Annotated in this window: 20 protein-coding genes, 1 tRNA gene and 1 pseudogene; 9 read left to right on the plus strand and 13 right to left on the minus strand. The window is 67.1% G+C overall.

The genetic code is table 11. The features are described from left to right. Positions 1-153: 153 nt before the first annotated feature. Together D7Y21_RS02325 and D7Y21_RS02330 are read left to right on the plus strand one after the other, a co-directional pair. Complete coding sequence (locus tag D7Y21_RS02325; RefSeq protein WP_120564949.1) at positions 154-1,413, plus strand: hypothetical protein; 1,260 nt, start codon at positions 154-156, stop codon at positions 1,411-1,413. Positions 1,414-1,427: 14 nt separating this feature from the next. After that, positions 1,428-2,042, plus strand: a complete 615-nt coding sequence (locus D7Y21_RS02330) for a polysaccharide biosynthesis/export family protein (RefSeq protein WP_120564950.1) — start codon at positions 1,428-1,430, stop codon at positions 2,040-2,042. Here the strand turns inward: D7Y21_RS02330 and D7Y21_RS02335 are convergent. The 6 genes from D7Y21_RS02335 to D7Y21_RS02360 all read right to left on the minus strand — a co-directional run bounded on the left by D7Y21_RS02335 (position 2,039) and on the right by D7Y21_RS02360 (position 8,383). Next, a complete protein-coding gene (locus tag D7Y21_RS02335; protein WP_121710937.1) occupies positions 2,039-2,863 on the minus strand; it encodes an inositol monophosphatase family protein in 825 nt (274 codons plus the stop codon). The two genes, D7Y21_RS02330 and D7Y21_RS02335, sit on opposite strands and share 4 nt — an antisense overlap. Before the next feature lie 24 nt (positions 2,864-2,887). Further along, positions 2,888-3,472 carry a TlpA disulfide reductase family protein gene (locus tag D7Y21_RS02340; RefSeq protein WP_121710938.1) on the minus strand — a complete coding sequence of 195 codons (585 nt, stop codon included), beginning with the start codon at positions 3,470-3,472 and terminating at the stop codon, positions 2,888-2,890. Positions 3,473-3,475: 3 nt separating this feature from the next. Beyond that, positions 3,476-4,945, minus strand: coding sequence for a UDP-N-acetylmuramate:L-alanyl-gamma-D-glutamyl-meso-diaminopimelate ligase (gene mpl / locus D7Y21_RS02345; protein WP_121710941.1), 1,470 nt, complete (start codon positions 4,943-4,945; stop codon positions 3,476-3,478). Positions 4,946-4,957: 12 nt separating this feature from the next. Beyond that, the gene (locus tag D7Y21_RS02350; protein WP_121710943.1) at positions 4,958-6,121 is read right to left on the minus strand and encodes a serine hydrolase; all 1,164 of its coding nucleotides are present in this window, start codon (positions 6,119-6,121) and stop codon (positions 4,958-4,960) included. Further along, on the minus strand, positions 6,118-7,032 hold the full coding sequence (locus D7Y21_RS02355) for an LD-carboxypeptidase (protein WP_121710944.1): 915 nt from the start codon (positions 7,030-7,032) through the stop codon (positions 6,118-6,120). Before D7Y21_RS02355 ends, D7Y21_RS02350 begins: the two co-directional genes overlap by 4 nt. Positions 7,033-7,189: 157 nt before the next feature. After that, complete coding sequence (locus tag D7Y21_RS02360; protein ID WP_199735343.1) at positions 7,190-8,383, minus strand: RsmB/NOP family class I SAM-dependent RNA methyltransferase; 1,194 nt, start codon at positions 8,381-8,383, stop codon at positions 7,190-7,192. A gap of 141 nt (positions 8,384-8,524) precedes the next feature. Here D7Y21_RS02360 and D7Y21_RS02365 point away from each other — a divergent pair. From D7Y21_RS02365 to D7Y21_RS41360, 4 genes and pseudogenes are all read left to right on the plus strand, one after another. Then, positions 8,525-8,597, plus strand: a tRNA-Asn gene (locus tag D7Y21_RS02365). Between the two features lie 178 nt (positions 8,598-8,775). Continuing rightward, positions 8,776-9,599: pseudogene (locus tag D7Y21_RS02370) on the plus strand (SIR2 family protein). Then, complete coding sequence (locus tag D7Y21_RS02375) at positions 9,596-10,960, plus strand: IS701 family transposase (RefSeq protein WP_121710950.1); 1,365 nt, start codon at positions 9,596-9,598, stop codon at positions 10,958-10,960. Before D7Y21_RS02370 ends, D7Y21_RS02375 begins: the two are co-directional and overlap by 4 nt. Before the next feature lie 539 nt (positions 10,961-11,499). Next, positions 11,500-11,781: a single-stranded DNA-binding protein gene (locus D7Y21_RS41360; RefSeq protein WP_147469161.1), complete on the plus strand. Its 282-nt coding sequence runs from the start codon at positions 11,500-11,502 to the stop codon at positions 11,779-11,781. 548 nt (positions 11,782-12,329) lie between these two features. Here D7Y21_RS41360 and D7Y21_RS02380 read toward each other — a convergent pair. After that, the gene (locus tag D7Y21_RS02380; protein ID WP_121710952.1) at positions 12,330-13,097 is read right to left on the minus strand and encodes a glucose 1-dehydrogenase; all 768 of its coding nucleotides are present in this window, start codon (positions 13,095-13,097) and stop codon (positions 12,330-12,332) included. Between the two features lie 255 nt (positions 13,098-13,352). Here D7Y21_RS02380 and D7Y21_RS02385 point away from each other — a divergent pair, with 255 nt between their 5' ends. After that, on the plus strand, positions 13,353-14,255 hold the full coding sequence (locus D7Y21_RS02385) for a LysR family transcriptional regulator (protein WP_121710954.1): 903 nt from the start codon (positions 13,353-13,355) through the stop codon (positions 14,253-14,255). Between the two features lie 633 nt (positions 14,256-14,888). After that, complete coding sequence (locus D7Y21_RS02395) at positions 14,889-15,998, plus strand: hypothetical protein (RefSeq protein ID WP_233611925.1); 1,110 nt, start codon at positions 14,889-14,891, stop codon at positions 15,996-15,998. A 33-nt stretch (positions 15,999-16,031) separates the two neighbouring features. Here D7Y21_RS02395 and D7Y21_RS02400 read toward each other — a convergent pair whose 3' ends face one another. Continuing rightward, positions 16,032-16,859 (minus strand): hypothetical protein, encoded by an 828-nt coding sequence (locus D7Y21_RS02400; protein WP_147443274.1) that lies wholly within the window; start codon positions 16,857-16,859, stop codon positions 16,032-16,034. A gap of 165 nt (positions 16,860-17,024) precedes the next feature. Next, positions 17,025-17,804: an SDR family oxidoreductase gene (locus D7Y21_RS02405; RefSeq protein WP_121710960.1), complete on the minus strand. Its 780-nt coding sequence runs from the start codon at positions 17,802-17,804 to the stop codon at positions 17,025-17,027. 169 nt (positions 17,805-17,973) lie between these two features. Between D7Y21_RS02405 and D7Y21_RS02410 the strand changes: the two genes are divergently transcribed. Next, positions 17,974-18,309 (plus strand): helix-turn-helix domain-containing protein, encoded by a 336-nt coding sequence (locus tag D7Y21_RS02410; RefSeq protein WP_121710962.1) that lies wholly within the window; start codon positions 17,974-17,976, stop codon positions 18,307-18,309. 27 nt (positions 18,310-18,336) lie between these two features. Here the strand turns inward: D7Y21_RS02410 and D7Y21_RS02415 are convergent, their stop codons facing one another. From D7Y21_RS02415 to D7Y21_RS02435, 4 genes are all read right to left on the minus strand, one after another. Further along, a complete protein-coding gene (locus tag D7Y21_RS02415; protein WP_121710964.1) occupies positions 18,337-18,894 on the minus strand; it encodes a DUF1993 domain-containing protein in 558 nt (185 codons plus the stop codon). Between the two features lie 436 nt (positions 18,895-19,330). Further along, positions 19,331-21,043: a sodium:solute symporter gene (locus D7Y21_RS02425; RefSeq protein ID WP_121710968.1), complete on the minus strand. Its 1,713-nt coding sequence runs from the start codon at positions 21,041-21,043 to the stop codon at positions 19,331-19,333. After that, a complete protein-coding gene (locus tag D7Y21_RS02430; protein ID WP_120565032.1) occupies positions 21,040-21,219 on the minus strand; it encodes a hypothetical protein in 180 nt (59 codons plus the stop codon). The genes D7Y21_RS02425 and D7Y21_RS02430 overlap by 4 nt, the downstream gene beginning before the upstream one ends. Continuing rightward, positions 21,216-23,699, minus strand: a complete 2,484-nt coding sequence (locus D7Y21_RS02435; RefSeq protein ID WP_121710970.1) for a PIG-L family deacetylase — start codon at positions 23,697-23,699, stop codon at positions 21,216-21,218. Before D7Y21_RS02435 ends, D7Y21_RS02430 begins: the two co-directional genes overlap by 4 nt. Positions 23,700-23,741: the final 42 nt, after the last annotated feature.

Below are 23,741 nucleotides of genomic sequence, written 5' to 3' on the forward strand. Positions count from 1 at the left end.
GGACCTGGTTGTCCGCCCCCCGCCCGCGAGCCCCGTGGACTGAGTGGCTGGTCTCTTCCCACCTGCCGCGGTCCCGGCCCTGGACCGTTTGTTCCGGTGCGGGAACCCGCGTGCTATGCCCGCCGTCTCACCACGTGGAGCGCCTCTGACACCATGAAGCAGCCTGGGACATTCCGTCTGGCCCTTGGGGCCCTGGCGCTCGCGGCGCTCCTGCCGCTGACGGCGTCGGCGCAGGCCTTCGCGGGCGGGCGGCCTCCGGGCGGCAATGGCCTGAAGGTGGGCAACGGGCGGCTGCACCCGACGCTGGAGCTGGAGACGCGGCTGGACAGCGGCGTGGGCTACTTCCGCGAGGCGGGCACGGGCCCCCTGTCCCCGGACCTGTCGGGGGAGCTGGCGCTGCACATCCGCCCCGGGCTGATGCTGGACGTGCCGTCCCCCAAGCTGGCCATCGCGCTGCGTGGCAACCTGGACTACGTGGCCTACACGGGCCTGCTCACGACGGGCTCCGGCGCGGCGTCACACCTGGAGGGCGCGGCGGACCTGGCGCTGCGGTTCAACCAGGAGAGCGAGCTGTCCGTGGAGGTGGGCGACGAGCTGACGCGCTCGGACCGCACGCGCACGGCGGCGCTGGGCGCGGGCATCCTCAGCCTCTTCAACGAGGCGCGCGTGAAGGCGCAGTGGAAGCCCGGCGGCGGCGCGCTGGAAGTCACCCCGTCGCTGGCGTACGCGATGGAGTTCTTCGAGCCCCTGGGCGGCATGACGCCCATCGGTTGCACCGACGCCGCGTGTGATCCGCTCGCCGCCAGCCAGTTCAACTACGGCAACCTGCGCCTGGGCGCGGAGGGCCGCTGGCGCTTCCTGCCCAAGACGGCGGTGGTGGTGGACACGGGCCTGCAGTACCGGGGCTACTTCAACGACACCACCACGCCCAGCGCGGCCATCCTGCACGCCATGGCGGGAGTCTCCGGCCTGGTGTCCCCGCGGATTACCCTGACTGCGAAGGCCGGCTGGAGCCAGAACCTGGGCTCGAGCGGCGGCGGCACCATGGTGGGCCAGTTGGAAGGCACGTACCTCCTGGGCCCGTCGCTCACGGTGAAGGGCGGCTACCTGCGCGCCTTCCAACCGGTGGCCGCCTACGGCACCTTCCGCGACGACCGCGTCTACGCGGAAGGACGCTCCGTGATGGGCAGCCGGCTCGCGCTGCACGCCACGGGCGCGCTGGACTTCCTCTCCTTCGCGGGCGGCCGCGGCGACACGCTGGTGACGCTGGACCTGGGGCCCGAGTATCAAATCCGCCCGTGGCTGGTGGGCGCGGTGGGCTACATGCTGGGCACGCGCTCCTCGTCGCTGGGCGCCGCTGGCCTCAACTACACCCGCCACGAAGGCTACGCGCGGGTGTCCGTCTCCTACTGAGGCCTTCCGCGCCCATGCGTTCCTCGCGGCTCCGCTTCATCCTGCCGGTCCTCCTCGCGGTGTTGGCGGCGTGTCACGCGGACACGCGCCCGCCGCCGCCTCCGCCCACGCCCGCATCGGCCGCGGAGGCCGCGGCGACGTCCGGCGGCAACCTGGGCCCCGGGGACGTGGTGGAGGTGCGCGTCTTCCAGGAGCCCGAGCACTCCGGCACCTGGCGTGTGTCGCCGGAAGGCACCATCGACTATCCGCTGTGCGGCAAGGTGTCGCTGTCCGGCCTCACCGCCAGCGCCGCGGCGGACGCGCTGCGCGATTGTCTGGCGCGCTACCTGCGCCGCCCGCAGGTGTCCGTGCTGGTGCGGGAGTACAACTCGCAGAAGATCTTCGTCTTCGGGGAAGTGCAGAAACCCGGCACCTTCCCCGTCACCGGCGAGGTGTCCATCATCCAGGCGATTACGCTGGCCGGTGGCTTCACCAAGCTGGCGGCGAAGAACAACACGCTCGTCACGCGCGTGGTGGACGGGCAGGAGCGCAAGATTCGCGTGCCCGTGGAGGACATCGGCGTGGGCCGCGAGCGCAACTTCCTGCTCCAGGCCGGCGACATCGTCTTCGTGCCGGAGAGCTTCTTCTAGTCGCGCGACGTCCAGCCGATTTCATCCAGGAAGCGCTTCGCCTGGGTCATGAGCTGGGGCGCCAGGTTCGCGCCGCTCGCCAGCACGTCGCCCTTGAGCACGTCGAAGGGCCGCCCGTCGATGTGCACGATGACGCCGCCGGCCTCCGCCACCAGCAGGCCGCCCGCGGCGATGTCCCAGGGCTTGAGGCCGAACTCGAAGTAGCCGTCGAAGCGGCCGGCCGCGACGTACGCCAGGTCCAGCGCGGCGCTGCCGGTGCGGCGCATGCCCTGCGCCAGGAGGATGAGCTGGGAGAAGAGGCCCACGGGCAGGTCCGGGCGCTCGCGCACGTCATAGGGAAAGCCCGTGCACAGGAGCGCCCGCTCCAGCGTGGCCGTGGGGCTGGCCTTCAGGGGTACGCCGTTGAGCGTGGCGCCCTCTCCCCTCGCGGCGGAGAAGAGCTCGTCGCGCATGGGGTCGTAGACGGCGCCCGCCACGGTGCCCTCCGGGCTTTCCACCGCCACGCTGACGCAGAAGTGCGGCACCTGGTGCGAGTAATTGGTCGTGCCATCCAGCGGATCCACGATCCAGCGGAAGGTGTCGGAGCCCTGCGTGGCGCCGCTCTCCTCCGCGAGGATGGCGTGGTGCGGGTGGCGCTGGCGCAGGAAGTCCAGCAGCGCGGACTCGGAGGCGCGGTCCGCGTCCGTGACGAGGTCGATGCCGCCCTTGAACTCGATGGTGCGGTGCTGGGGGAAGCGCTCGCGGAGGATGCCGCCGGCCATGCGGGCGCCCTCCTCCGCGGTGCGGCGCAGCGCGGCGGGCGTTTCCGGTTCGTGGGCCATGGATGCGGTTCCCTCGGGTGCGCGCTAGGAGGCGGGCTCGGCGAGCAGCTGCTCGATTTCCGTCTGGAACTTCTGGAGGAACTCCTCGGCGAAGCCCTCGTGCACGTGCCGGATGACGCCCTTGCGATCAATGAGGAAGGTGGTGGGCATCAGCCGCACCTTCAGCAGGCGCTCGGACACCAGCGCGTTGGCGTCCAGGAGGATGGGCAGCTCCACCTTCGCCTCCTCCAGGAAGGGAGGAATGGCGCGCACGTCCTCGTCCACGTTGAGGGCGTAGGCCTTGAAGCCGCGCGAGCCGTACTCATTCTGGAGCTGCGCATACATGGGCAGCGCGTCCTTGCAGGGCTCGCACCACGTGGCCCACACGTCCAACAGGACGACCTGTCCGCGGTCGCTCTTCAAGTCATACGGGCTGTTGTCCGGGTAGCGCTTCACCTGGAAGACCAGCGGCTGGCCCGAGGCCTTGTTCGACGACTCCAGGGCGGAGCTGCTGGAGCGCGTCCCATCACCGGTGCGGTCCGTGAGCGGCGGCAGTGATGAAGGCGACGACGAGGCACAGCCCATGGCGAACGCCAGGGCTCCCAGCGAGAGGAGGAACGGACGGCGCATGGCTCAGGTCCCCTTCCCCGCCCGGGCCTTCAGGGCGGTGAGCAGCTTGTCGATGAAGCCCCCGAAGGAGCCGTTGCTCATGACGAGCAGCACGTCGCCGGACTTCGCCTCGGAAGCGACGCGGTCCACCAGCGTCTGCACGTCGGTGGCGCCGTCCGCGGCGATGCCCTGGCCCTTGAGCGCTTCGATGAGCTTGGGGACGTTGAGTTCCTCGCCCTCGGGCACCTTGTCGTGGCGCTCGGGCACCTTGAGGCTGGCGCGCGTGGCGCCGGGGAAGGCGTGCGCGTAGTCCTCCTGGTGGATGTTGCGGCGGCTGGTGTTGGAGCGCGGCTCGAAGATGGCCCATAGGCGCCGCTCCGGGTAGCGGTGGTGGATCGCGGCGATGGTTTCGCGCACGGCGGTGGGGTGGTGCGCGAAGTCGTCCACCACGAGCACGCCGTCCACCTCCGCGCGCACCTCCTGCCGGCGCTTCACGCCCTGGAAGGTGGACAGGCCCTGCTGGATTTCGGCGAAGGTGAGGCCCAGGCCGCGCGCGGCGGCGATGACCGCGAGCGCGTTCTCCACGTTGTGCGCGCCGGACATGGGCAGCGTCACGGTGCCCAGGTCCTGGCCCTTCTCCACGATGTTGAAGTGGGCGCCCTCGGGGCCGAAGGAGATGTTCTTCGGCGTGTAGTCCGCGTCCGCGCCCTCCTTGGCCACGTAGGTGCTGACGGGCGCGGCGCCTTCACGCGCGATGCGCACGGCGTTGGGGTACGCGGCGCAGACGACCAACTGGCCGTCCTTGGGCACCAGGCGCACGAACTTCTCGAACGTGGCCTCGTAGTGGGGCAGGTCGCGGAAGATGTCCGCGTGGTCGAACTCCACGCTGGTGACGATGGCGGTGCGCGGCCGGTAGTGGAGGAACTTGGAGCCCTTGTCCCAGTAGGCGGTGTCGTACTCGTCGCCTTCCACGACGAAGTGCGGGCCCTTCCCCACGCGGTAGTTGCCCGCGTAGTTCTGGGTGACGCCGCCCACGAGGAAGGACGGGTCCTTGCCCGCGGCCACCAGCACGTGGGCCATGAGCGAGGACGTCGTCGTCTTGCCGTGCGTACCGGCGACGACCACGGAGTGCGAGCGGTCCAGGAAGAGCGTACCCAGCGCGGCGGGGAAGCTCATCTGCTTGAGGCCCCGTTCGCGCACGGCGGTGGCCTCCGGGTTCACCCGGCGGATGACATTGCCGATGATGACCAGGTCCGGCTTCGCCGAGTCCAGGTTGGCGGGCGCGTACGGCGTGCTGACGGGGATGCCCCACGTGCGGAGCATGTCGCTCATGGGCGGGTAGACGTTCTCGTCGCTGCCGGTGACGTCGTAGCCGGCGGCCTTGAGCATGCCGGCGAAGGAGCCCATGCCGGTGCCGGCCACGCCCACCAGGTGGATGCGGCGCACGGACTGCGGGTCGAGTGAGTCGAGGACGTTGCCGTTGTCGTCAGCCATGCTGCGGTTTCCTCAGGGGAGGACGTGGAGGTCGAGCGCCTCCACGACGAGCTCGTGGAAGGCGGGGCGGAAGTCGCGGATGCGCAGGTCCTGACGGCCCTGGGCCACGCGGTTGGTGATGAGCGCGACGACGAGCGACCGCCTCAGGTCCACCCAGAGGCTGGTGCCGGTGAAGCCCAGGTGGCCCACCGCGCCAGGAGGCGTGTCGCCAATGAAGCGGCCCGCGCTGGAGTGGCCCTTCGACGGAGAGTCGAAGCCCATGGAGCGGGTGCTGCCCGCCACCAGAGGATCCGTAGCGAGCGCGCGGTGCCACAACGGCCCCGGAGCAATCGCGGCATGCGTGCCCGCGGCGCCCTCCAGCACGGCCTGGCCGAAGCGGGCCACGTCCACGGCGGTGCCGAAGAGGCCCGCGTGTCCCGCGACGCCGTCCAGCACCCAGGCGTTGTCGTCATCCACCTCCGCGGGGCGGGACGGCTGGGACGGCACGTCCTTCCACAGCGACTCCTGGCCGGGAGCGGGCTCGCGCGGACGCATGGCGCCGGTGGGCGCGGTGGCGCCGTCGGTGGGGAAGTCGGTGAGGCGGTGGAAGCGGGCCCCCAGTTCCAACGGCTCCGCGACGTGGCGGTGGAAGAGCACGTCCAGCGGCGCACCACCGGCGCGGGCGAGGATGTCACCCAGGAGGATGAAGCCCACGTCGCTGTACACGGACTTCGTGCGCACGGGCGCGTCGAGCGGCGTGGCGGCGGCGGCATGCAGGACATCCGCGTGGACCTGCGCGCGGACGGAGGCAGGGCAGCCGGCGTCGAGCAGCTCCGGGTGGGCCTTGAGCGCGTCCGCGAAGAACGGGACGAAGGCGGGCAGGCCGGAGCGGTGGTAGAGCAGGTCGGCGACGGTGACACCCGCGTCGCCCGCGGGCGACCCGGGGAAGTAGCGGGACACGAGCGTGTCCGGGCCCACCTTGCCCTCGGTCCACAGGCGCAGGAAGAGCGCGGTGGTGGACATGGCCTTGGTGAGGGACGCGAGGTCGAAGCGCGTATCGCCCTTCACGTTGCCGGCGACGCCGCCGAAGACCTGCATGCCCTTGTGGAGCACCACGGCCTGGGCGGAGGGGAAGATGCCCAGCTCCACTCCGTCATCGAGCACGGCCTGGAGGTTGGCGATGGGGTGCTGGCTCATCCGGGGCTCACCGCGCCTTCGAGGAAGGTGAGGCGCGCGGCGTCCGCGTCCAGGCGCACGTGGGTGCCCAGAGCCACGGGGTAGTTGATGGCGCCATGGCCGATGGGGAAGCCCGCGGCGCAGGGCACCTTCGCGTCGCGCGCCAGCTCGCGGAGCACGTCCGCGCTGGAGTAGTTCGCGTCCTTCTCCTCGCAGGCGGTGAAGTCACCCAGGACGATGCCGCGCACGCGGGAGAAGACACCGGCGAGCCGCAGATGGGTCCACATGCGGTCGATGCGATAGGGGCGCTCGGTGACGTCCTCCAGGAGGAGCACGGCGCCGTCGAGCGGCGGCATGTACGGCGTGCCCAGGAGCCGGGAGAACACGGACAGGTTGCCGCCCACGAGGACGCCCTCGGCGGTGCCGGGGACGTAGGTGGCGTTGCCGGTGAGGGGCGGCGGGGCTTCCGCAGATTCGAGCAGGCGGAAGAAGTAGTCATGCACCTGGGTGGACTGACGGCCCAGCTGCGTGAGGACGGGCGCGTGGATGGAGACGCGGCCGAGGGCCTGGAGCGCGCAGTGGATGGACGTCAGGTCGGAGAAGCCGGTGAAGGCGACGGGGCCGGCCTTGTCGATGGGCAGCTCCGGCAACAGGCGAGAGCTGCCATAGCCGCCCCGGGCGCAGAAGATGGCGCGGGAGGCGCGGTCGAGGAACGCATGCGACAGCTCCTCCTGGCGGCGGACGTCATCCCCGGCGAGGTAGCGGTGCGAGGCGCCGATATCGGGCCGGACCACCGGGGAGTAGCGCTCGGAGAGGATGCGCAGGCCTGCCTCGAAGGGGGCCTGTTCGAAGGGGCCCGCGGGGGCGACGACCTGCACCGTGTCACGGGGACGGAGCGGAAGGGGCTTGAGCCAACGCACGCAGCGCTTCATAGCACCCGGTGCGAGGGTGAAACGGTGTTTCAGGGAGGCCGGGGCCCGAAGCGTTGAGTACCGCAGGACGGAGGAACGAGGCCCCGTGGAGCGCTCGTCCGCCCGCTCGTCACCAGAAACCTGTCCGACTGTCGGACAGGTTTGGCGCTGAGCCGCCCTACCCCGCCGTGCTGCGTTCGAGCACCGCCGCGAAGAACCCGTCCGTGCCGTGGCGGTGCGGAGTGACGAAGAGGAAGCCGTCCTGGAGGCATGCGTCCGGAAGCCACCCGGCGCCCGGAGTGACGGTCCGGAAGTCAGGGCGGGAGCGGAGGAAGTCCGCGACCACATCCTGGTTCTCCGCCCGGTTGACGGTGCAGGTCGCGTAGACGACCCGGCCACCGGGACGCACCACGTCCCCGGCACGGCCCAGGATGTCCCGTTGGATGGCGGTGTACCGGGAGAGCGAGTCCGGGGTGAGCCGGAAGCGGAGGTCCGGGCCCCTGCGGAGCGAACCCAGCTCGGAACAGGGAGCATCCGCGAGGACACGGTCGGCGTTGAGTCCCGCCGAAGGAGGCGTCCGAAGCACCTGGACGCGGTTGAGCCCTGCCCGGGAGGCGCGTTGCTGGAGCCGGTCCAGCCGTTCCGCATCCGGGTCATAGGCAAGCAGCCGGCCGGAGTCCTTCATGGCTGCGCCCAGTTGGAGCGTCTTGCCCCCTGCCCCAGCGCAAAGGTCCAGCACGGTCTCCCCGGGCCGGGCCTCCACGAGGAGCCCCAGGAGCTGGCTGCCTTCGTCCTGGACCTCGAACAGCCCCTCACGGAGGGAAGACAGGGCGTAAAGGTTCGGCCGGGGCCCGTCGACCTGAAGAGCCAGCGGGCTCCATGCCCCAGGGCGGGTCGTGACACCCTCGGAGGCCAGGCGCGCGGCCAGGGCCTCACGGGAGATGCGGGCCGGATTCACCCGGAGCGTGATGGGGCCCGGGACGTTGAGATGGGCACAGAAGTCCTCCGCCTCCACCCCCAGCTCACGGACGAAGTGGTCCGCGAGCCAGTCCGGCAGCGAGGCCCGAAGCGCCAGCGACGGAGGCGTACCGGTCCGCAAGGGCACCGGAGCCTCCAGCCCCGCCCAGGCCGCGGCATCCGAGGCAGGAACGCCCACGAGGCCATGCAGGAGCGCGAAGAGGAGCTGGGAGGGCGACGGATCCGGCGAGTCCAGGAGGAACCCCAGGCGGTGGCGCCAGAGGCCCACGTTGAAGACGGCCTCCTTCAGCGCTTGGCGCCCCTCGCGGGATAGGTTGCGGTGGGAGCGCAGGGTCCGGTCGAGGACGCGCTCGGCGGGGTCGCCCGAGAGGACGCGAGCAAGCGCTTCGGACACGAGAGGGCTCAGTCCCTGGAGCGCGGACCAGGGCTGCGAAGTAAGCCGGGAGATCGGATCGAACAGGACAGTTGACAGGGCAGGCTCGGTTCTCTAGAAGTCGCATCCGTCACGGCAACGCACCGCCGCGACGGGACATATTCCCCGATAGCTCAGCTGGTAGAGCGGGTGACTGTTAATCACCATGTCCGTGGTTCGAGTCCACGTCGGGGAGCAAAAAAAGAAGGCCCTGCCCTAAACCGGCAGGGCCTTTTTGCTTTTCCCTGATTGCCGCCTTCTCATTGGCGCTCAGAGGCGCTGCCGCTCAACGAACTTTCTTGAGTCGCAACGCAGGCCACATCGCCCCGTCAAGGTCTTCCAAGAAAATCTATTGAGGCAGCTATAGTTCGCTTATGAGCGTTCATAAGCGAGGTGCGCATTGGGCCCCCATCCTGGTCCCAGCGCTCCATGATCTCAAGCAAGCCTACGACGAAGGGAATCTAATTGCCTTTGTTGGTGCTGGCGTATCTGCCGCAGCAGGGCTCCCGACTTGGCCGCAATTAGCACAAGAACTTCTCAAATACGGGCACGCACAACAACTCAACGAAGCGGCCACCTCTGAAATCGGCTCGCTAATCAATCACTACGAACTAATCGAAGCATTCACCGAACTAAAATCCGCACTCGGCGCGACAAGCTTTTGCAATGTAATCGAGAAACATCTCAACGACCGGGACTCCCAAGTCCCAGAAGTCGCAAATTCCATAGCCAGGCTAGCACCCAAACTCAGAGCCATCATCACAACAAACCTAGATCACCTATTAGAAAGGGCATTCGCCGGCTCGTGGCAAGCGACACCCAATCCTCCCGCCGACATAGCACAGCGGAGAAATTTCATACTCAAGGCTCACGGCACTCTACTTGACAGATCGACATGGGTGTTCACGAGGGACGAGTACGATCGGGCAGTGCACAACAACCACAATCTGAAAACGCCATCAGATCAATCCTCCATGCATTCCCCGTACTTTTTATTGGCTACGGCCTTTCAGATGGAGATCTTGATGCTGCCCTATCAGAAATACGAGCATTTTCCGGCAATCAACCACCGCGACATTTCGCAATACTACCTGAAAGCAATCTTCCCGCAAGCAAAGCAAGGCGCCTTGAGCAGTCCGGCATAATACTACCCGGTCACTTGAATCCAGGTGGCGGGCGTGATCTACGGTCGGGATGACACCCGGGCAGCTCAAGAAGCTGGACGAGGCGCTGGGCGCCTACCTTGAGGAGATGGTCGCCGGCATGGGGCGACTGGAGAGACGGCGCGCCATGGAGGCCTACGTGACGGGCCTGCTGCTGGATGGGGAGCGCAAGAGCATCGAGCCGATGGCGGCCCGGCTGGTGGAGGACGCCGGGGAGGTCGAGGCAATGCGCCAGCGACTGCAGCAGTGCGTCTCGCAAGGGACTTGGAGCGACGAGGCGCTGAGGGAGCGACTGGCGCGGAAGCTGGAAGCGCGGCTGCCGGAGGTGGAAGCGCTGGTGGTAGACGACACGGGCTTTCCGAAGAAGGGGAAGCACTCGGTGGGAGTCGCCCGGCAGTACTCGGGGACGCTGGGGCGCACGGACAACTGCCAGGTGGCCGTCAGCCTGCACCTGGCTGGGGCACGCGGCAGCGGATGTATTGGTATGCGGTTGTACCTGCCCGAGGAGTGGGTGACGGACAAGGCCCGGCGCAAGGCGGCCGGAGTCCCCGAGGAGGTGGGCGCCACGCGTAAATGGGAATTGGCGCTGTCGCAGTTGGACGACGCGCTGACGTGGGGCGTGCGCAAGCACGTCGTCCTGGCGGATGCGGGGTATGGCAACTGCCGGGAGTTTCGCGAAGGCCTCACAGCACGCGGCCTGCCCTACCTCGTGGCGGTACCGGGGCAGCACAAGGTGTGGCCTCCGGGGGCGACGCCGCGCCTGCCGGTGAAGAAGGCGGGCGCGTACGGACGCCCCCGGACTCGCTTCGTCGACGACAGCGGCGTACAGCCCTGGGCGATTGAAGAATTGGCGCGCCAGTTACCCGAGGAGGAGTACCGCCGTATCAGCTGGCGCGAGGGCAGCCGCGGCACGCAGTCTTCCACCTTCGCCGCGGTGCGAATCCAGGTCGCTGAAGGCCATGTCGTGCGCAAGGCGCCCGGCGCTCCCGAATGGCTCTTGTGCGAGTGGCCGCCGGGCGAGGCCGCGCCAACGAAGTACTACCTCTCGTCTCTGCCGGAAGACACGCCTCTCAAACGCCTCGTCACCCTGGCGAAGCTGCGCTGGCGCGTGGAGCGTGACTACCAGGAGATGAAGGGCGAAGTCGGCCTGGACCACTTCGAGGGCCGTACCTGGAGAGGCTTTCACCACCACGCCACCCTATGCATGGTGGCCCATGGCTTCCTCGCGCTCCGTCGAGCGCTTTTCCCCCCGGAGGCGGATTCCCTGGACGCTGCCCCAGGTGCGCCGGCGGCTTCAGCATCTACTGCTGCGCCGCCTCGGCCATTGTCCGATGTGCCTCCGCAGACTCGGCGCTCGAGCTCCTCCTCGAGGGCCGTCACGCATCTGATCAAGTAGTAATAAGCCTCATTCGTTATCCGAACTCAGCGCAAGACCACAGAGAAGTAGTCGACATCCTAAACGCTCTCACCACCACTACAGCAGAAGCGCCCCATAACAGTGAAGCCCCCGCAAGAGCCACGCCAGTCCAAATCCCCCCCATTACAAGCCCCCAGCAAGCCCCCACCACGGAAACACACCAGACACACAACACAAGATTACACACCGCAGAACAAGAACCACCCAAGCCCAAGCGCCTGCGGTGGCTAGCCACGGCGACCGCATCAGTCTTTTCGCTTGGCATTTTTTATCGACAAGCAAAACAGCCCCCTCCTTCCCCTGCAGACTCCCAACTTCCGCAGGCATCGCCCTCCAAGCCCCAGCACACATTCCCTTCTGAATCCCCCGCTCCAAAAATACAAACCAACTCCCCACCAATAAACCCCCTAACACCACGGCAGATAGAGAACTACATTGGCGACGCATCCAAAACGGACATGCAGCGTCAGCATTTCCGAAACAAACACAAGGGAACCAGAGTCCAATGGCGAGCGATCGTGGACAACATCCACGAAAGAAGCACCTACCCCAACATCATCAGCTTTATCATGGTTTTCCACTCCGCCGAGCAGGCCGACAAGCCTTTCCCTTCCTACTATGCGGCCACATTCCCTTTCTCAGAACAAGCGAAGCTCGCAGGACTTGAGAAGGGCTCGCAAGTTCTCATTGAAGGGCGGCTAGAATTCATGAGCAATCTAAACAACGATGCAAACCTGGAAGACGCCATGCTCGTAGAAGCACAAGCCATCAACAGAGCCGATACTCAGTCAACTGACTAACGGTTCCTAGCGAAAGCGATGACCGGTCTGGCCGGCGGCAAGAGGCCTCTCCAGCTGGCACGTCACAGAGTTGGGCAACGTCAAGCAGATCCGGAGCGAGGCCATTGAGTTCCTGCGCCGACGAGGCGTAGGCGGGTTCGCCAACGGCACAGGGCCACATTGAGGTTTGGGTTCCTGCTGTCCGCTACCTGTGAGAACTTCCGAGGCGTCGACAAGGTGGCGGAGGTGAGCGCCAGGCCGAGTTGGGCTCCTGCTGCGGTGGAGAGACTGCGTCCCAAGCCGCGTCAGTTCGTTCCAACCACGGCGCAGGGGTACCCTCGACCTGCCGACAGTGGAACAGCCCGCGCTATCGCCGCTGGCGGCATAACGTTCCGCACAGGGCCAACAGCGCGGGCCTCAAGCAAGGTCCCCCATCGGAAGGTAGGAGCGTGAAGGCCATGAGGAATTGGCGTCTGCTCTTTTCCCTTCGGCACGGAGCCTTGCCTGCGTAGGGCGCCATCGAAACGCGTCCGCGGATCCACGGGACGGCTACCTCTTCGGCTCCGTGATCAATGTGCGGTGAATCCGCCATCGACCGGCAGGCAGACGCCGACCACGAAACTCGCGCCCGGACTGCACAGCCACAACACGGCGGCTGCAACCTCGTCAGCCCGACCGAGCCGTCCAATCGACTGCTCCTTCAAGATCCCCTCCATCGCGTCTGCCTGGCCCTTCAACATGTCCTGCACCATCGGCGTGTCGATGGTACCGGGGCAGACCGCGTTGATGCGGATGCCGCGCGGCGCGTACTCAACGCCCGCGCTCTTGGTCATGCCGAGCACGGCGTGCTTGGAGCCATGGTACGCCGCGCGCTGTGGGAGTCCGACCAGGCCGCCCAGCGACGAGTTGTTCACAACCGTGCCAGACCCCTGCTTACGCATGACGCGCAGCTCGTGCTTCATGCTCGCCCAAACACCGAACTGGTTGACCGCCGTAACACGATGAAAATTCTCCGCCGACTCCTCCGCGGCGTCACTCGGGGGGACCTGAATGCCAGCATTGTTGAACGCCATGTCGAGCCGGCCATACTCCGTCACTGCCCGATCGACCGCGGCGGCGACCTGCGCCTCGTCGGTGACGTCACAGGCCACACCGATGGCGATACCGCCTTCTTCGACGATCTTCGCTGCTTCCTTCGCGGCAAGATCCCCATCACGATCTGCCAGCACTACAGATGCTCCGCTCTGTGCGAAGGCTCGCGCCGTGGCGAGGCCCATTCCCATTGCAGCGCCGGTCACCAGGGCCACCTGCCCCTTGAAGTCATACGTCGGATTCATGTCTCATTCTCCAGATTGATATTGGAATACAGACCGCGAGGGAGGCCCTCGCGAACCTGCGGCCGCACGGCTACCAGGCGTAGGCTTCGGGCGCCTGGCCTCCCGGCCCCGGCCAGATTCCATCCAGCCTCGTCATCGTTTCGCTGCCTTCCGGACTCAACATGTGCCCAACGCCCTTGATGCAAAAGGGCCCAGAAATGGATGCCTTGGTAACCTGAACTTGACAATCAAGGCCGCACGCGCCGAAGCAAGGGCATGGACGACATCCCGTTCACGCAGCTCCAGGCATTCCTGGCGGTCGCCCGCGCCAACAGCTTCATCGGCGCCGCTCGCGAGCTCAGCATCTCGCGCTCGGCTGTTAGCCAGTCCGTGCAGCAGCTCGAGGAGCGCCTGCGGGTGGTACTCGTTCAGCGCACGACGCGGAGCGTCTCTCTTACGGACGCTGGGCGCCGCCTCGTCGAACGTGTCGGCCCCGTTTTCGCCCAGACCGCCGCCGCGCTCGCGGAGGTCTCCGCGAAGCCCGGTGAGGTCGTCGGGCGACTCCGGCTCTCAGTGCCGCATGCGGCGGTGTCGCTCATCCTTGAACCCGTGCTGCCAACGTTCCGCGAGAGATACCCTCGTGTCGAGATCGAGCTCGTTCTCGAAGAGCGCTTCGTGGACATCGTCGCAGGCGGCTACGACGCCGGCGTTCGCCTCAGCGAGAGCATTGAGCGTGACATGGTGCAAGTGCGACTCACAGAGCCGTTCCGCTTCGTCGTGGTCGGCTCACCCGGCTACCTGGCCAGGCACGGCCGTCCGCGGCGCCCCGAGGACCTGCTCAAGCATGAGTGCATCACGTTCCGGTCGCCGACAACTGGCGCGCTGTACGCGTGGGAACTGGAGCGGGGTCGCAAGTCCTGGCGCGTTCCGGTGCGCGGCGGCATTGCAACCAACGACGGACTCCTGTGCTCGACTCTTGCGAAGCGAGGACTCGGCCTCGCGTACTCGCCGGAAGCCTGGATTCGCGATGAATTGCGTCGGGGAGAACTCGAGGTCGTGCTCGAAGAGTATGCCCCTGGTGTGCCGGGGTACTTTCTCTACTATCCAAGTCGCAACCAGCAGTCGGCGCTCCTGCGCCTCTTCGTGGAAACCGCGAAGGGACTGCTGTTGGGGCGGTAACTGTCGGACAGGTTGACCGAGCCCGCTGCTCAGGCCATTACCAATCCACGATCATTGGCACCTTGCTCTCCCGTGAGTCCATGAGAGCAGCGCGGAGGCTTTCGGCCGCGGCCTCAGCTCTTGCGAATCCCGAGGAACGACCACCAACATGGAGATGACGCTGGCGCGGCGAGCAGGCGCCGCCGGGCCGCCGAATGGCTGACCTTCAGGGAGATGCCTGGCACCTTCCGGTCCGATGATGGAGTACGGGACACCGCTCTCCCACGCGGAGCGCATCGCCGGCGTGATGAAATCGCCGACGATGTAGCAACTGATGGGCATGCTCATGAAGTCGATTGCCATGAAGGCCTTGGATACTAGCCGAGGCGCTCTCGGCCAGGGCGAATGGGACATCCCGGAAGGAACCGACACGTCAAAGCGGATGGCTGACACGTCATTCCCCGGGCAAAGCCGCCTCCTGTCGAAGGCACTGGGAGTCATTCCCGCCATTTGAAGTGCTGGCACATCCCCTGCATTTCCCACCGAGTCGTTTCCACGCCGAACCGGAGGAACCCCATGTCCACCCTCACCCCTGTCCTCAATCTCTGTCAGAAAGCCTTTCTCCTCACCCGGGAATCCAACCGGGTGGGTGACATGCAAGGCGATACCCGGACACTGGCCAAGGCCCTGCAAACCCAGTTGAGCTCCTTCCTGGCCCTGCCGGACGTCCAGAAGGCCATGGGGGGACGATGGTCGCTGGTGTGGGGGCCGGCGGTCTTCGAGACCCAGGAGAGCGCGACGAGCTACGCGGACAATGTGATGTACGTCGCGGCGAGCCCTGACCAGTCCTCCTATGTCGTCGCCATCGCGGGGACCAACATGCATTCCGACTATGACAAGGACCAGGAGGACAACGGCGTCAACACCACGAAGCTCTGGACGGATGCGTTCCCAGGCCTGCCGTCCTACGGCGTGCCCCTGGGCATCAACCCCTGGCCCGTTGTCTCGACGGGGACCGCGTTGGGGGTCAACAACCTGCTGGGCATGACCGACACGCTGACGACCCAGAAGAGCCTGCTGGACTTCCTGCGCTCGCTCAGCGGGACCAAGACCCAGACGCTCATCTTCGGTGGCCACAGCCTGGGCGGCGCGCTGGCGCCGACGCTCGCCCTGGCCCTGTTCAATCCCTCGGGTGGGCCCCTCCACACCAGGGACTGGAACCATGTCCACGTGCTCCCCGTGGCCGGCCCCACGCCTGGCAACAAGGGCCTCTCCGAGTTCTTCCAGAAGGTGTTCCCGCCGGTCGGCACGGACGCGTTCCAGCCCCCCAACGCCTGGAACCAGAACATCTGGAACAGACTCGACGCCGTGCCACACGCATGGGTCGTCGACATGCTCAAGCGGATTCCCACCCTCTATCCCGCGAAGTGGGAAGGTGACCAGGTGCCCTCGGACATCACGAAGGCGGTCAACGGCGCGGTCCTGGCCTCGAACCTTGGCGGCGCCCTGCCCGGCCCCTACACGCAGCTCCCCAACATCCAGGCGCAGGGCACCCTCCATGGCCCCATGCCCATCACGACCGAAGAGCAGTTCTTCGCCCAGGTCGCGTACCAGCACCTGGATGCCTACGAGATCCTCTTTGAGGTCCAGGCCCTGGTCTCCGAAGGCACCCGGTCCGCGCTCCAGAAGAACCTCAAGCGGTGGTGGGACTCCCTGCCGAGGATGGCGCCCCGGGACGCGACCCGCGCCGCGTCCGGGAGCTGACGGGTCCCACCGCGGAACCTGCGAAACCTGGACTCAGGGCGCTTCGCTGTCCGGCGGCACCTGGAGCGCCAACTCCTGGCAGCTCGCGGGCATCAGGCCCTTCGCCATGGCACTCTGGCGATACTGTCTGCGCAGCTTCAAGCTTCGACTTTCCGACCCCCCACCCTCGTGATTGGGCTCATCAAGCGCCTGATCGAGCGAGCAACCGTACACCTCACCTTCGACCCGGTGGGGCATGGAGGGCGAGTCCCCCGTCCGCGGCGAATGTGGCGCGCACGTCGGCAGCGTCTCCTTCAGGCTCCACCGGGTGTACTGCCGTGACACCAATTCCAAGCGAGGCGGGATGTACTCGCTGCGGAACTGATACTCAAAGCGCGTCACGGTACGCATCATGGGCACGTGACCGCATTTCTGACGGTGCTCGAAGCGCGTCACCATTCGCGTGCGCGGCACGGAGCGGGTCGTCTTCGAGGACGGGTCATAGTGACTTTCGTAGTAGGTCTCCGAGACGGTGCGTGGCTCCGTGACGGACTGACATTGGAACTGGCTTTCAAAAACAGTCTTTGTGACAGGAACCATGTGATGCCGCATCTCGGTACGCCCCGGCGTACTTTGAAGCATCCGGCCAGTCTCAACTGAAGACTCCGGCACGATCTCCGTCCGGCACTCCACCGGCTCCCCATCCTGGTCACTCGCCAGCACGATGTGCACGTCGCTGACGTAGCGCCCCCCTGCGGCTTCCGCGCGTTTCATGAAGTCGAGCAGCAACTGGGTACCATCCTGCCTGGCACCGAAGGCAACCGATAGCTTCCACGGCTTGAAGCCGGAGGCCGCGGCCTCTTCCCTCGTTGTCAGGGTCACCCCGTTCGCCTGGTACCCCTGAGGCGTATGCATGCACCCAGCTGCAACGAGAAACACCCACGCAAAGCTCGCAACCCGTCTCAAGAGACCACCCCCTCCTATCGACCGCGCGTGCTTCATAGCAGAAGACCGGACTGACACGGAGTGGATGGCAGCCCCCCTCCTTCAGGCCGTGGGGACCGTCCCGCCATCGACGACGAACTCCGTCCCCGTCACCGAGCCCGCGCGCGGAGAAGCGACAAACGCGATGAGGTCGGCCACCTCGCGAGGTTTCACCGGACGCCCGATGGGAATGCCACCCAGCGACTGCATGATGATCTGCTTGCCGCCCTCGTAGTCGGTGCCCGTCTGCTTCGCCAGGCGCTCGGCGAGGTGCACGGCGGCCTCTGTCTCGACCCACCCTGGCGAGACGCGCACCACGCGCACGCCTTTGGGAGTCACCTCTTTCGACAGCGCCTTGCTGTACGTGGAGAGCGCCGCCTTCGCCGCCGCGTACGCCGTCGTGGATTCGGGCAAAGGCAGCTCATGCTGAATCGAGGTGACGTGGACGATGACGCCGGAGCCCTGCGCGAGCATCGCCGGCAACAGCGCGCGGTCGAGCCGCACGGCAGGCATGAGGTTCAGGTTCAGCTCTTTCTGCCATTCGTCATCCGTGAGTGCCGCGAAGCCGCCGCCCGGAGCGGTGGAGCCTCCCAGCACATTCACGAGGATGTCGATGCCACCCAGGTGCGCCATGGCCTGCCGGGCGACCTCCGCGCTGCCCTCCGCCGTCGTCACGTCGGCCGCGACATAGTGGACGTCCTTCGTGTCGCTCGGCACCGTGCGCGCCGTGGCGACGACGCGTACGCCAGCCTCGACCAGCGCCGCGACGACAGCCGCCCCGACGCCTTTGGTCCCGCCCGTGACGAGCGCCCGTCGGCCCTTCAATTCGAGATCGAAGCTCATGAGCCGATCTCCAGGCGCGTGAAGAAGCTCGCGATGGGCGCGGGCAGTTTCAAGGAAGCAGCGTGGTTCGTTGTCATGGCCATCTCAGTAATGGCGCGGTATCTCTTCCACAAGAACGCACGAAAAAGTGGGGTACATACTTTTGGGTAAGCATGACCATCACACGCCCATGACTGCGGCCAGCGGCATCGAGGGCGCCATCCAGATGCTCGAAGGCCGCTGGAAGCTGGTCATCCTCTTCCATCTCTTCGGCGGGAATACGCTGCGTTTCTCTGACCTCGAGCGCGCCATTCCCGCCGTCTCGCAGAAGATGCTCAGCCAGCAGCTCCGGCAGCTGGAGCAGGACGGCATCGTCGCGCGCACCGTGCACGCCCAGGTCCCACCGAAGGTCGAGTACCACCTGACCGACTGGGGCCAGTCCCTGTGCCCGGCCCTTGACGAGTTGCTGGCCTGGGCAGAGCGACGGCCCATGCCGGAACGTGAAGAGGATCCCTCGAAGACATAGGCGTCACTGCTCGAACCCGCTGACGGGTCACTGCCCCCAGTTGCCCAGAAAGTCGCCCATGGTGAGTCGCACGCCCTGGTTGCGCAAGATGCCGTAGGCAGTGGTCACGTGATAGAAGAAGTGGGGGATCGCGAATGCGATCAGAAACTGGTGGCCACTGGAGCGCATCGAGCCACGGCGGTGCTCGATCACGATCTCTCGTTCGAGGCCGGCTTCGAGGTCGCCTGGCGCGATCTCTCGGAGATACGCGATCGTCGCATCGAGCCGCTGGTGTAGATCCGCGAAGCTCTTTGCATCGTTCGCGGCCGGCACCCGTGGCGCACCCAGCAACTGCGCGATCGCCAACCTGGCTCCCTCCGCGGCCCAGTGGACTTGAGCGGCAAGCGTGTACATGTGCAGGTCCGCTGGCACGTCACTCGCAACGCCGCGCGTGCGCCCTTCCGCAGCGAGTTGCGCATCCAGCAACGCCGCTTCACCGATGCCACTGGCAGCGGCATGGGCTTCGGCCTTCGTCAACTGCGTTTTCAAGTTGGTCAGCCCGCGGACAAACAGACCAGCAGATAGCTCGTAGGCATTCAAAGACATGGCACGTCCTTCACCGCGTCATGCGCCAGCGCCAACCGGTCCCTACCGGCGCGTATTGAGGTGGAGCCCGAAGACCTCTCGTAACTCTATCACCTTGGCTCCGTGCTCCGGGCCCTGCCCCCCACGCGTATGGGCCAGCCCTTCAGAGGTACTTCGCGCACTCAGCCCAGTTGGGCAGGTAGCACTGCCCCCTTGTGGACTTGCCCCACGCCGCCAGGGCACTTTCCCGGCTCCGAGGACTTCACCTTCACCCAGCACTTCGGGCGCTCCTCCAGGTCGGAGGCAAAGTCGTCCTCGTCTGGCTCTGCGTCGATGGATTGCTCTTCCACTGAGCGGCCTCGAAGCACCCCCACGGCCACTGCCGCTCCGGCAAGGAGGACAGCAACTCCCATCGCCAACACCCTCATCCGATTCATGCGCCCAGCCCCCTGCGGCCTCAGGCCCCCGTCACCGGGGCCGGCGTCTCGCCGCGCGGCAGGACGCCCTGCATCACCAGGCTCAGCACCACCACCAGCGCACAGCCGATGACGTTGAACCAGAGGTAGCCCACGTCGGAGAGGAAGAAGAGGACAATCACCGTCGCCTGGGAAATGACGGCCGCCGCGAACACGGCATGGCCGCGCACGCGTTTCACGAAGAAGGCCACCAGGAAGAGGCCCAGCACCGTGCCGTAGAAGATGGAGCCCAGGATGTTGATGGCCTGGATGAGGTTGTCCAGCAGCGAAGCGAAGGTCGCGAAGGCCACCGCGACCAGCCCCCAGAACACGGTGAACAGCTTGGACGCCACCAGGACATGCCGGTCCGAGGCGCCGGGCCGGAACACCCGCCGGTAGAAGTCCACCGTCGTGGTGGTCCCCAACGCCGCCAGCTCGCTGGAGATGGAGCTCATGGCCGCGGACAGGATGACGGCGATAAGCAACCCGAACAGCCCGCTGGGCAACCAGCGCTTCACGAAGGCGATGAAGATGTAGTCCGAGTCCTTCGTCTCCGCGCCCGGAAGCGCGCGCGCCACCATGGCCTTGGCCTCCTTGCGGACCTCGCTCGCCTGCTGCTGCGCGCCCTGGAGCAGCGCCCGTGACGCCTCGCCGGCCGCCACGTCGCCCGACTCGACGGCCGACAGGTAGCGCTCCACCTCCGCGCGCTTGCCGGACTGGACCTGCTCCCACTTCGCTTCAAGCTCGGCGTATTCGGCCGCCTGCGCCGTGCCCTGCACGCGGGTGCGCAGCGCGTCGTTGAAGAGCAGCGGCGGCGTGCTGAACTGGTAGAAGACGAAGACGAGAATCCCGACGAAGAGGATGAAGAACTGCATCGGGATCTTCAGCACGCCGTTGAAGAGCAGCCCCAGCCGGCTCTCGGAGATGGAGCGGCCCGTCAGGTAGCGGCCCACCTGGGACTGGTCCGTGCCGAAGTACGACAGTGACAGGAACAGACCTCCCGTGATGCCGGACCAGAAGTTGTAGCGGTCCTGCATGTCGAAGTCGAAGCTCACCACGTTCATCCGGCCGAACGCGCCGGCGACGTCCACCGCCTTGCCGAACGACACGTGCTCCGGCAGGCGCCAGAGGATGACCGCGGCGGCCACCACCATGCCGCCCATCATCACCACCATCTGCTGCTTCTGCGTCTGGCTCACCGCCCTGGAGCCTCCCGTCACCGTGTAGAGGATGACGAGCGCGCCCATGACGATGACCGTGGGCTCCAGCGGCCAACCGAGGATGGTGGAGAGGATGATGGCCGGCGCGTAGATGGTGATGCCCGCGGCCAGCCCGCGCTGGATGAGGAAGAGGAAGGCGCCCAAGAGCCGCGTCTTCAGGTCGAATCGTGACTCCAGGTACTCGTACGCGGTGATGACGTTCAGCCGGTAGTAGATGGGCACGAAGACAGCGCTGATGATGACCATCGCGATCGGCAGGCCGAAGTAGAACTGCACGAAGCGCATCCCGTCCTCGTAGGCCTGCCCGGGGACGGAGAGGAAGGTGACGGCGCTTGCCTGCGTGGCCATGACGGCCAGGCCAATGGTGGGCCACCGCAGCTCACGGCCTCCACGCATGTACTCGTCGCTGGTGGCCATCCCTCGGGACTTCCAGAGGCCCCACACCACGATGAACGCAATCGTCCCGCCCAAAACCAGCCAGTCGAGCCCCGTCACGCGTACGCCTCGGTGAGCCCCCAGAACACGGCGACGAACAGCACGAAGGCGCCCAGCACCAGGATGTAGATGTTGCGCCAGGAGCCCAGCAGCGGCGGCGCGTCATCGAGCTCCGGCCGGCGCGCGGGGGCGGCTTCGGCGGGCTCACGAGGGGTCAGTTGGGGAGCGGTGTTCATTGAGAAAGGATGTTGGCCAACAGGCGGTAGGCGCCGGGAACCCCGGCGGGGAGCTGACGGAAGAAGGCGAGGCCCGTGTAGATGAAGGTGCCCTTGCCATGACGAGCGACCAGCAGCGCGCCCTGGAGTGGCGCCTCGCCAGCGTCGTTCATGGCGAACACGGGCTGATAGCGAGCGTCCCACGACGACGCGAAGTAGAGGCCACGCTCCTGCACCCAGCCCTCGAAGTCCGCGGCCGTCAGCGCATTGGGCGCGCGCAGCAGCGGTTCATTGGCGCGCAGCGGCGTCATCACCGCCGTCTCATCCGTCACCCGGTCGCGGCCAATCTCCAGCGGATAGGGCCCGACGAAGGACGTGAGCGGCCCCACGCGGCTGTTGGTGTTGTACTGCACCACCAGCCGCCCGCCGCCTTCCACGTACTGGAGCAGCCGCTCCCGGTGGACGGCCAGGTGCGTGTTGGCGTTGAAGGCGCGCACGCCCACGAGGATGGCGTCGAAGCGCTCCAGCTTCTCCCGGTCCAGCCGCTCCTCGGGAAGCAGCGTCACCTCGTAGCCCACCGCGCTCAGGCTCTCCGCGACGCGGTCGCCCGGGCCGGGGATGTAGCCAATGCGCTTGCCCTTCATGGCCAGGGAGAACGGCACCACCTTGGCCGTGGAGGGCTGGCGCACCGTCAACGGCGGGATGTGGGGATGGGACACGGAGAGGGCACTCCACGACCAGGCGCGGTCCCCCACGTCGACCTCCACGGAGAGGACTCCCTCCTGCGTCGAGCCCGGGGGCGGCGTCACCTGGAAGGTGACGGTGCGCTCGTCTCCGTGTGCCGCGAGCTTGAACTCGATCGACGCGGGCTCCACACGCCAGCCGGGCGGCGCCACCATCCGCACCGTGCCCGGCACCGGGTCCATCCCCGCGGCCAGCACCACCGGCACGGCACGGGACTCGCCATTGGGGAACATGAGTACGTCCTGCGCCAGCGTGGCGGTGACGGGCGGGACGACCTCGAAGTCACGGTAGAGCTCGCCGCGCACCGGATCCGTCCAGGCGTGGACCACCGGGCGCACCGCGCGGAAGCGCCGGCCCGCGACCTGGTACTCGAACGCCACCGACAGCGCGGGAACGCCCTCCGGCTGGCCGGTGAGCGCGCGGTCCTCGCCCTTGAGCGTGTAGAGCCCTCCGGTGACAGGCTCCCGGAGCCAGTAGGGCGTGGAGATGGGCGCCGTCGCCGGCAGCGTCACCGTGCGCGACAGCTTCAGGGGCACGTTCGCGCCCAGCGCCTTCCCCACGGCCTCGGGTTTCTCGCCGGGCAGCGTCAGCCCCACCCACTCGACGGCGGCGGGCGAGCGGTTCAGCGCCACCACGTCCAGCGCCACGGGCAGCCCCGGGATGCCGGTGGGCGCGGCGGCACGCACCTCCAGGAACAGCCCCGCGCAGTTGGCGATGAGCGCCTCCACCTCACGCAGCTTGGGCGCCTTCCAGGGGTGGGTGTCCGGCAGCGCGGTCAGCGCCTCGTGGACGCGGACGAGCGCGGGCAGGGAGCGGTGGGGGGCACGCGCATCGAAAGACTTCGTCGCGGCGGCCACCGCGCGGGACACGGCCTCCGAGCCCGTCCAACGCTTCCAGGAGAAGTCGAGCCCCTCGAACACGTCGCGCTTCGGAAGCGTCCCCGCCAGCGGCGTGAAGTACTCGGCGCTGGGACCCCGGTCCGCGGCCTGGCCGAAGCCCTGGCTCTTGTGCTGGCTGCGGCTCTCCGCGGCCACCTCGCCCCACGAACGCCCGAGCAACGCGTCGTAGCCGCCCACCTCCAGCTTCACGTAGCGGGACAGGTCCTCACCGGGCTTGAACGACCACGAGGAGGCGTTCTGCAGCAGGCGGTCCGCCTTCCACGGCTTCACCTCGGACAACTGCTCGGGAAAGCGCTTCGGGTCGGCGGCGGCGATGAAGGCCTCCGCCGCCAGCAGCGCGGAGGCCGTGTGGTGGCCGTGGTTCGGCGGCTCCGTGGTGAAGCGGGTGATGATGACGTCCGGCTGGAAGCGCCGGATGGCGAGCACCACATCCGCCAGCACCGCTTCATGTCCCCAGATGCGCAGCGCCTCTTCCGCGCTCTTCGAATAACCGAAGTCCCGCGCCCGCGTGAACAACTGCTCCGCGCCATCCACGCTCCGCGCGGCGAGCAGCTCGTGCGTGCGGATGAGTCCGAGCAGGGCGCCCTGCTCCGTGCCGATGAGGTTCTGCCCACCATCCCCGCGCGTCACGGACAGGTAACCCGTGCGCAGGCCGCGTTCTCCCACCAGCCACGCGAGCAGGCGCGTGTTCTCGTCGTCCGGGTGGGCCGCGACATAGAGCACACTGCCCGTCACTCCGAGCCGCTTCAGGCCCGCCGCGATTTCACCCGCGTGGAGCTGCCGAGCAGGCCGCGCCACCGCCGTCGACCCGAATCCAAGGCTCATGGCCAGCATCATTCCGAGGAGCAGGTTCCGCATCCGGACGGACCCTATACCAACCCGCGCGGTCCGCATTCATTC

The sequence above is a fragment of the Corallococcus sp. AB045 genome, from assembly GCF_003668895.1.
Taxonomy (GTDB): domain Bacteria; phylum Myxococcota; class Myxococcia; order Myxococcales; family Myxococcaceae; genus Corallococcus; species Corallococcus coralloides.

Excerpts from the sequence above, each read along its gene's own strand:
- D7Y21_RS02340 (WP_121710938.1), bottom strand. The coding sequence starts at position 3,472 with ATGCGCCGTCCGTTCCTCCTCTCGCTGGGAGCCCTGGCGTTCGCCATG.
- D7Y21_RS02410 (WP_121710962.1), top strand. The coding sequence starts at position 17,974 with ATGACTGCGGCCAGCGGCATCGAGGGCGCCATCCAGATGCTCGAAGGC.
- D7Y21_RS02405 (WP_121710960.1), bottom strand. The coding sequence starts at position 17,804 with ATGAGCTTCGATCTCGAATTGAAGGGCCGACGGGCGCTCGTCACGGGC.
- D7Y21_RS02330 (WP_120564950.1), top strand. The coding sequence starts at position 1,428 with ATGCGTTCCTCGCGGCTCCGCTTCATCCTGCCGGTCCTCCTCGCGGTG.
- D7Y21_RS02415 (WP_121710964.1), bottom strand. The coding sequence starts at position 18,894 with ATGTCTTTGAATGCCTACGAGCTATCTGCTGGTCTGTTTGTCCGCGGG.
- D7Y21_RS02385 (WP_121710954.1), top strand. The coding sequence starts at position 13,353 with ATGGACGACATCCCGTTCACGCAGCTCCAGGCATTCCTGGCGGTCGCC.
- D7Y21_RS02335 (WP_121710937.1), bottom strand. The coding sequence starts at position 2,863 with ATGGCCCACGAACCGGAAACGCCCGCCGCGCTGCGCCGCACCGCGGAG.
- D7Y21_RS02380 (WP_121710952.1), bottom strand. The coding sequence starts at position 13,097 with ATGAATCCGACGTATGACTTCAAGGGGCAGGTGGCCCTGGTGACCGGC.
- mpl (WP_121710941.1), bottom strand. The coding sequence starts at position 4,945 with ATGGCTGACGACAACGGCAACGTCCTCGACTCACTCGACCCGCAGTCC.
- D7Y21_RS02435 (WP_121710970.1), bottom strand. The coding sequence starts at position 23,699 with ATGCGGAACCTGCTCCTCGGAATGATGCTGGCCATGAGCCTTGGATTC.
- D7Y21_RS02325 (WP_120564949.1), top strand. The coding sequence starts at position 154 with ATGAAGCAGCCTGGGACATTCCGTCTGGCCCTTGGGGCCCTGGCGCTC.
- D7Y21_RS02375 (WP_121710950.1), top strand. The coding sequence starts at position 9,596 with ATGACACCCGGGCAGCTCAAGAAGCTGGACGAGGCGCTGGGCGCCTAC.
- D7Y21_RS02355 (WP_121710944.1), bottom strand. The coding sequence starts at position 7,032 with ATGAAGCGCTGCGTGCGTTGGCTCAAGCCCCTTCCGCTCCGTCCCCGT.
- D7Y21_RS02350 (WP_121710943.1), bottom strand. The coding sequence starts at position 6,121 with ATGAGCCAGCACCCCATCGCCAACCTCCAGGCCGTGCTCGATGACGGA.
- D7Y21_RS02395 (WP_233611925.1), top strand. The coding sequence starts at position 14,889 with ATGCAAGGCGATACCCGGACACTGGCCAAGGCCCTGCAAACCCAGTTG.
- D7Y21_RS02430 (WP_120565032.1), bottom strand. The coding sequence starts at position 21,219 with ATGAACACCGCTCCCCAACTGACCCCTCGTGAGCCCGCCGAAGCCGCC.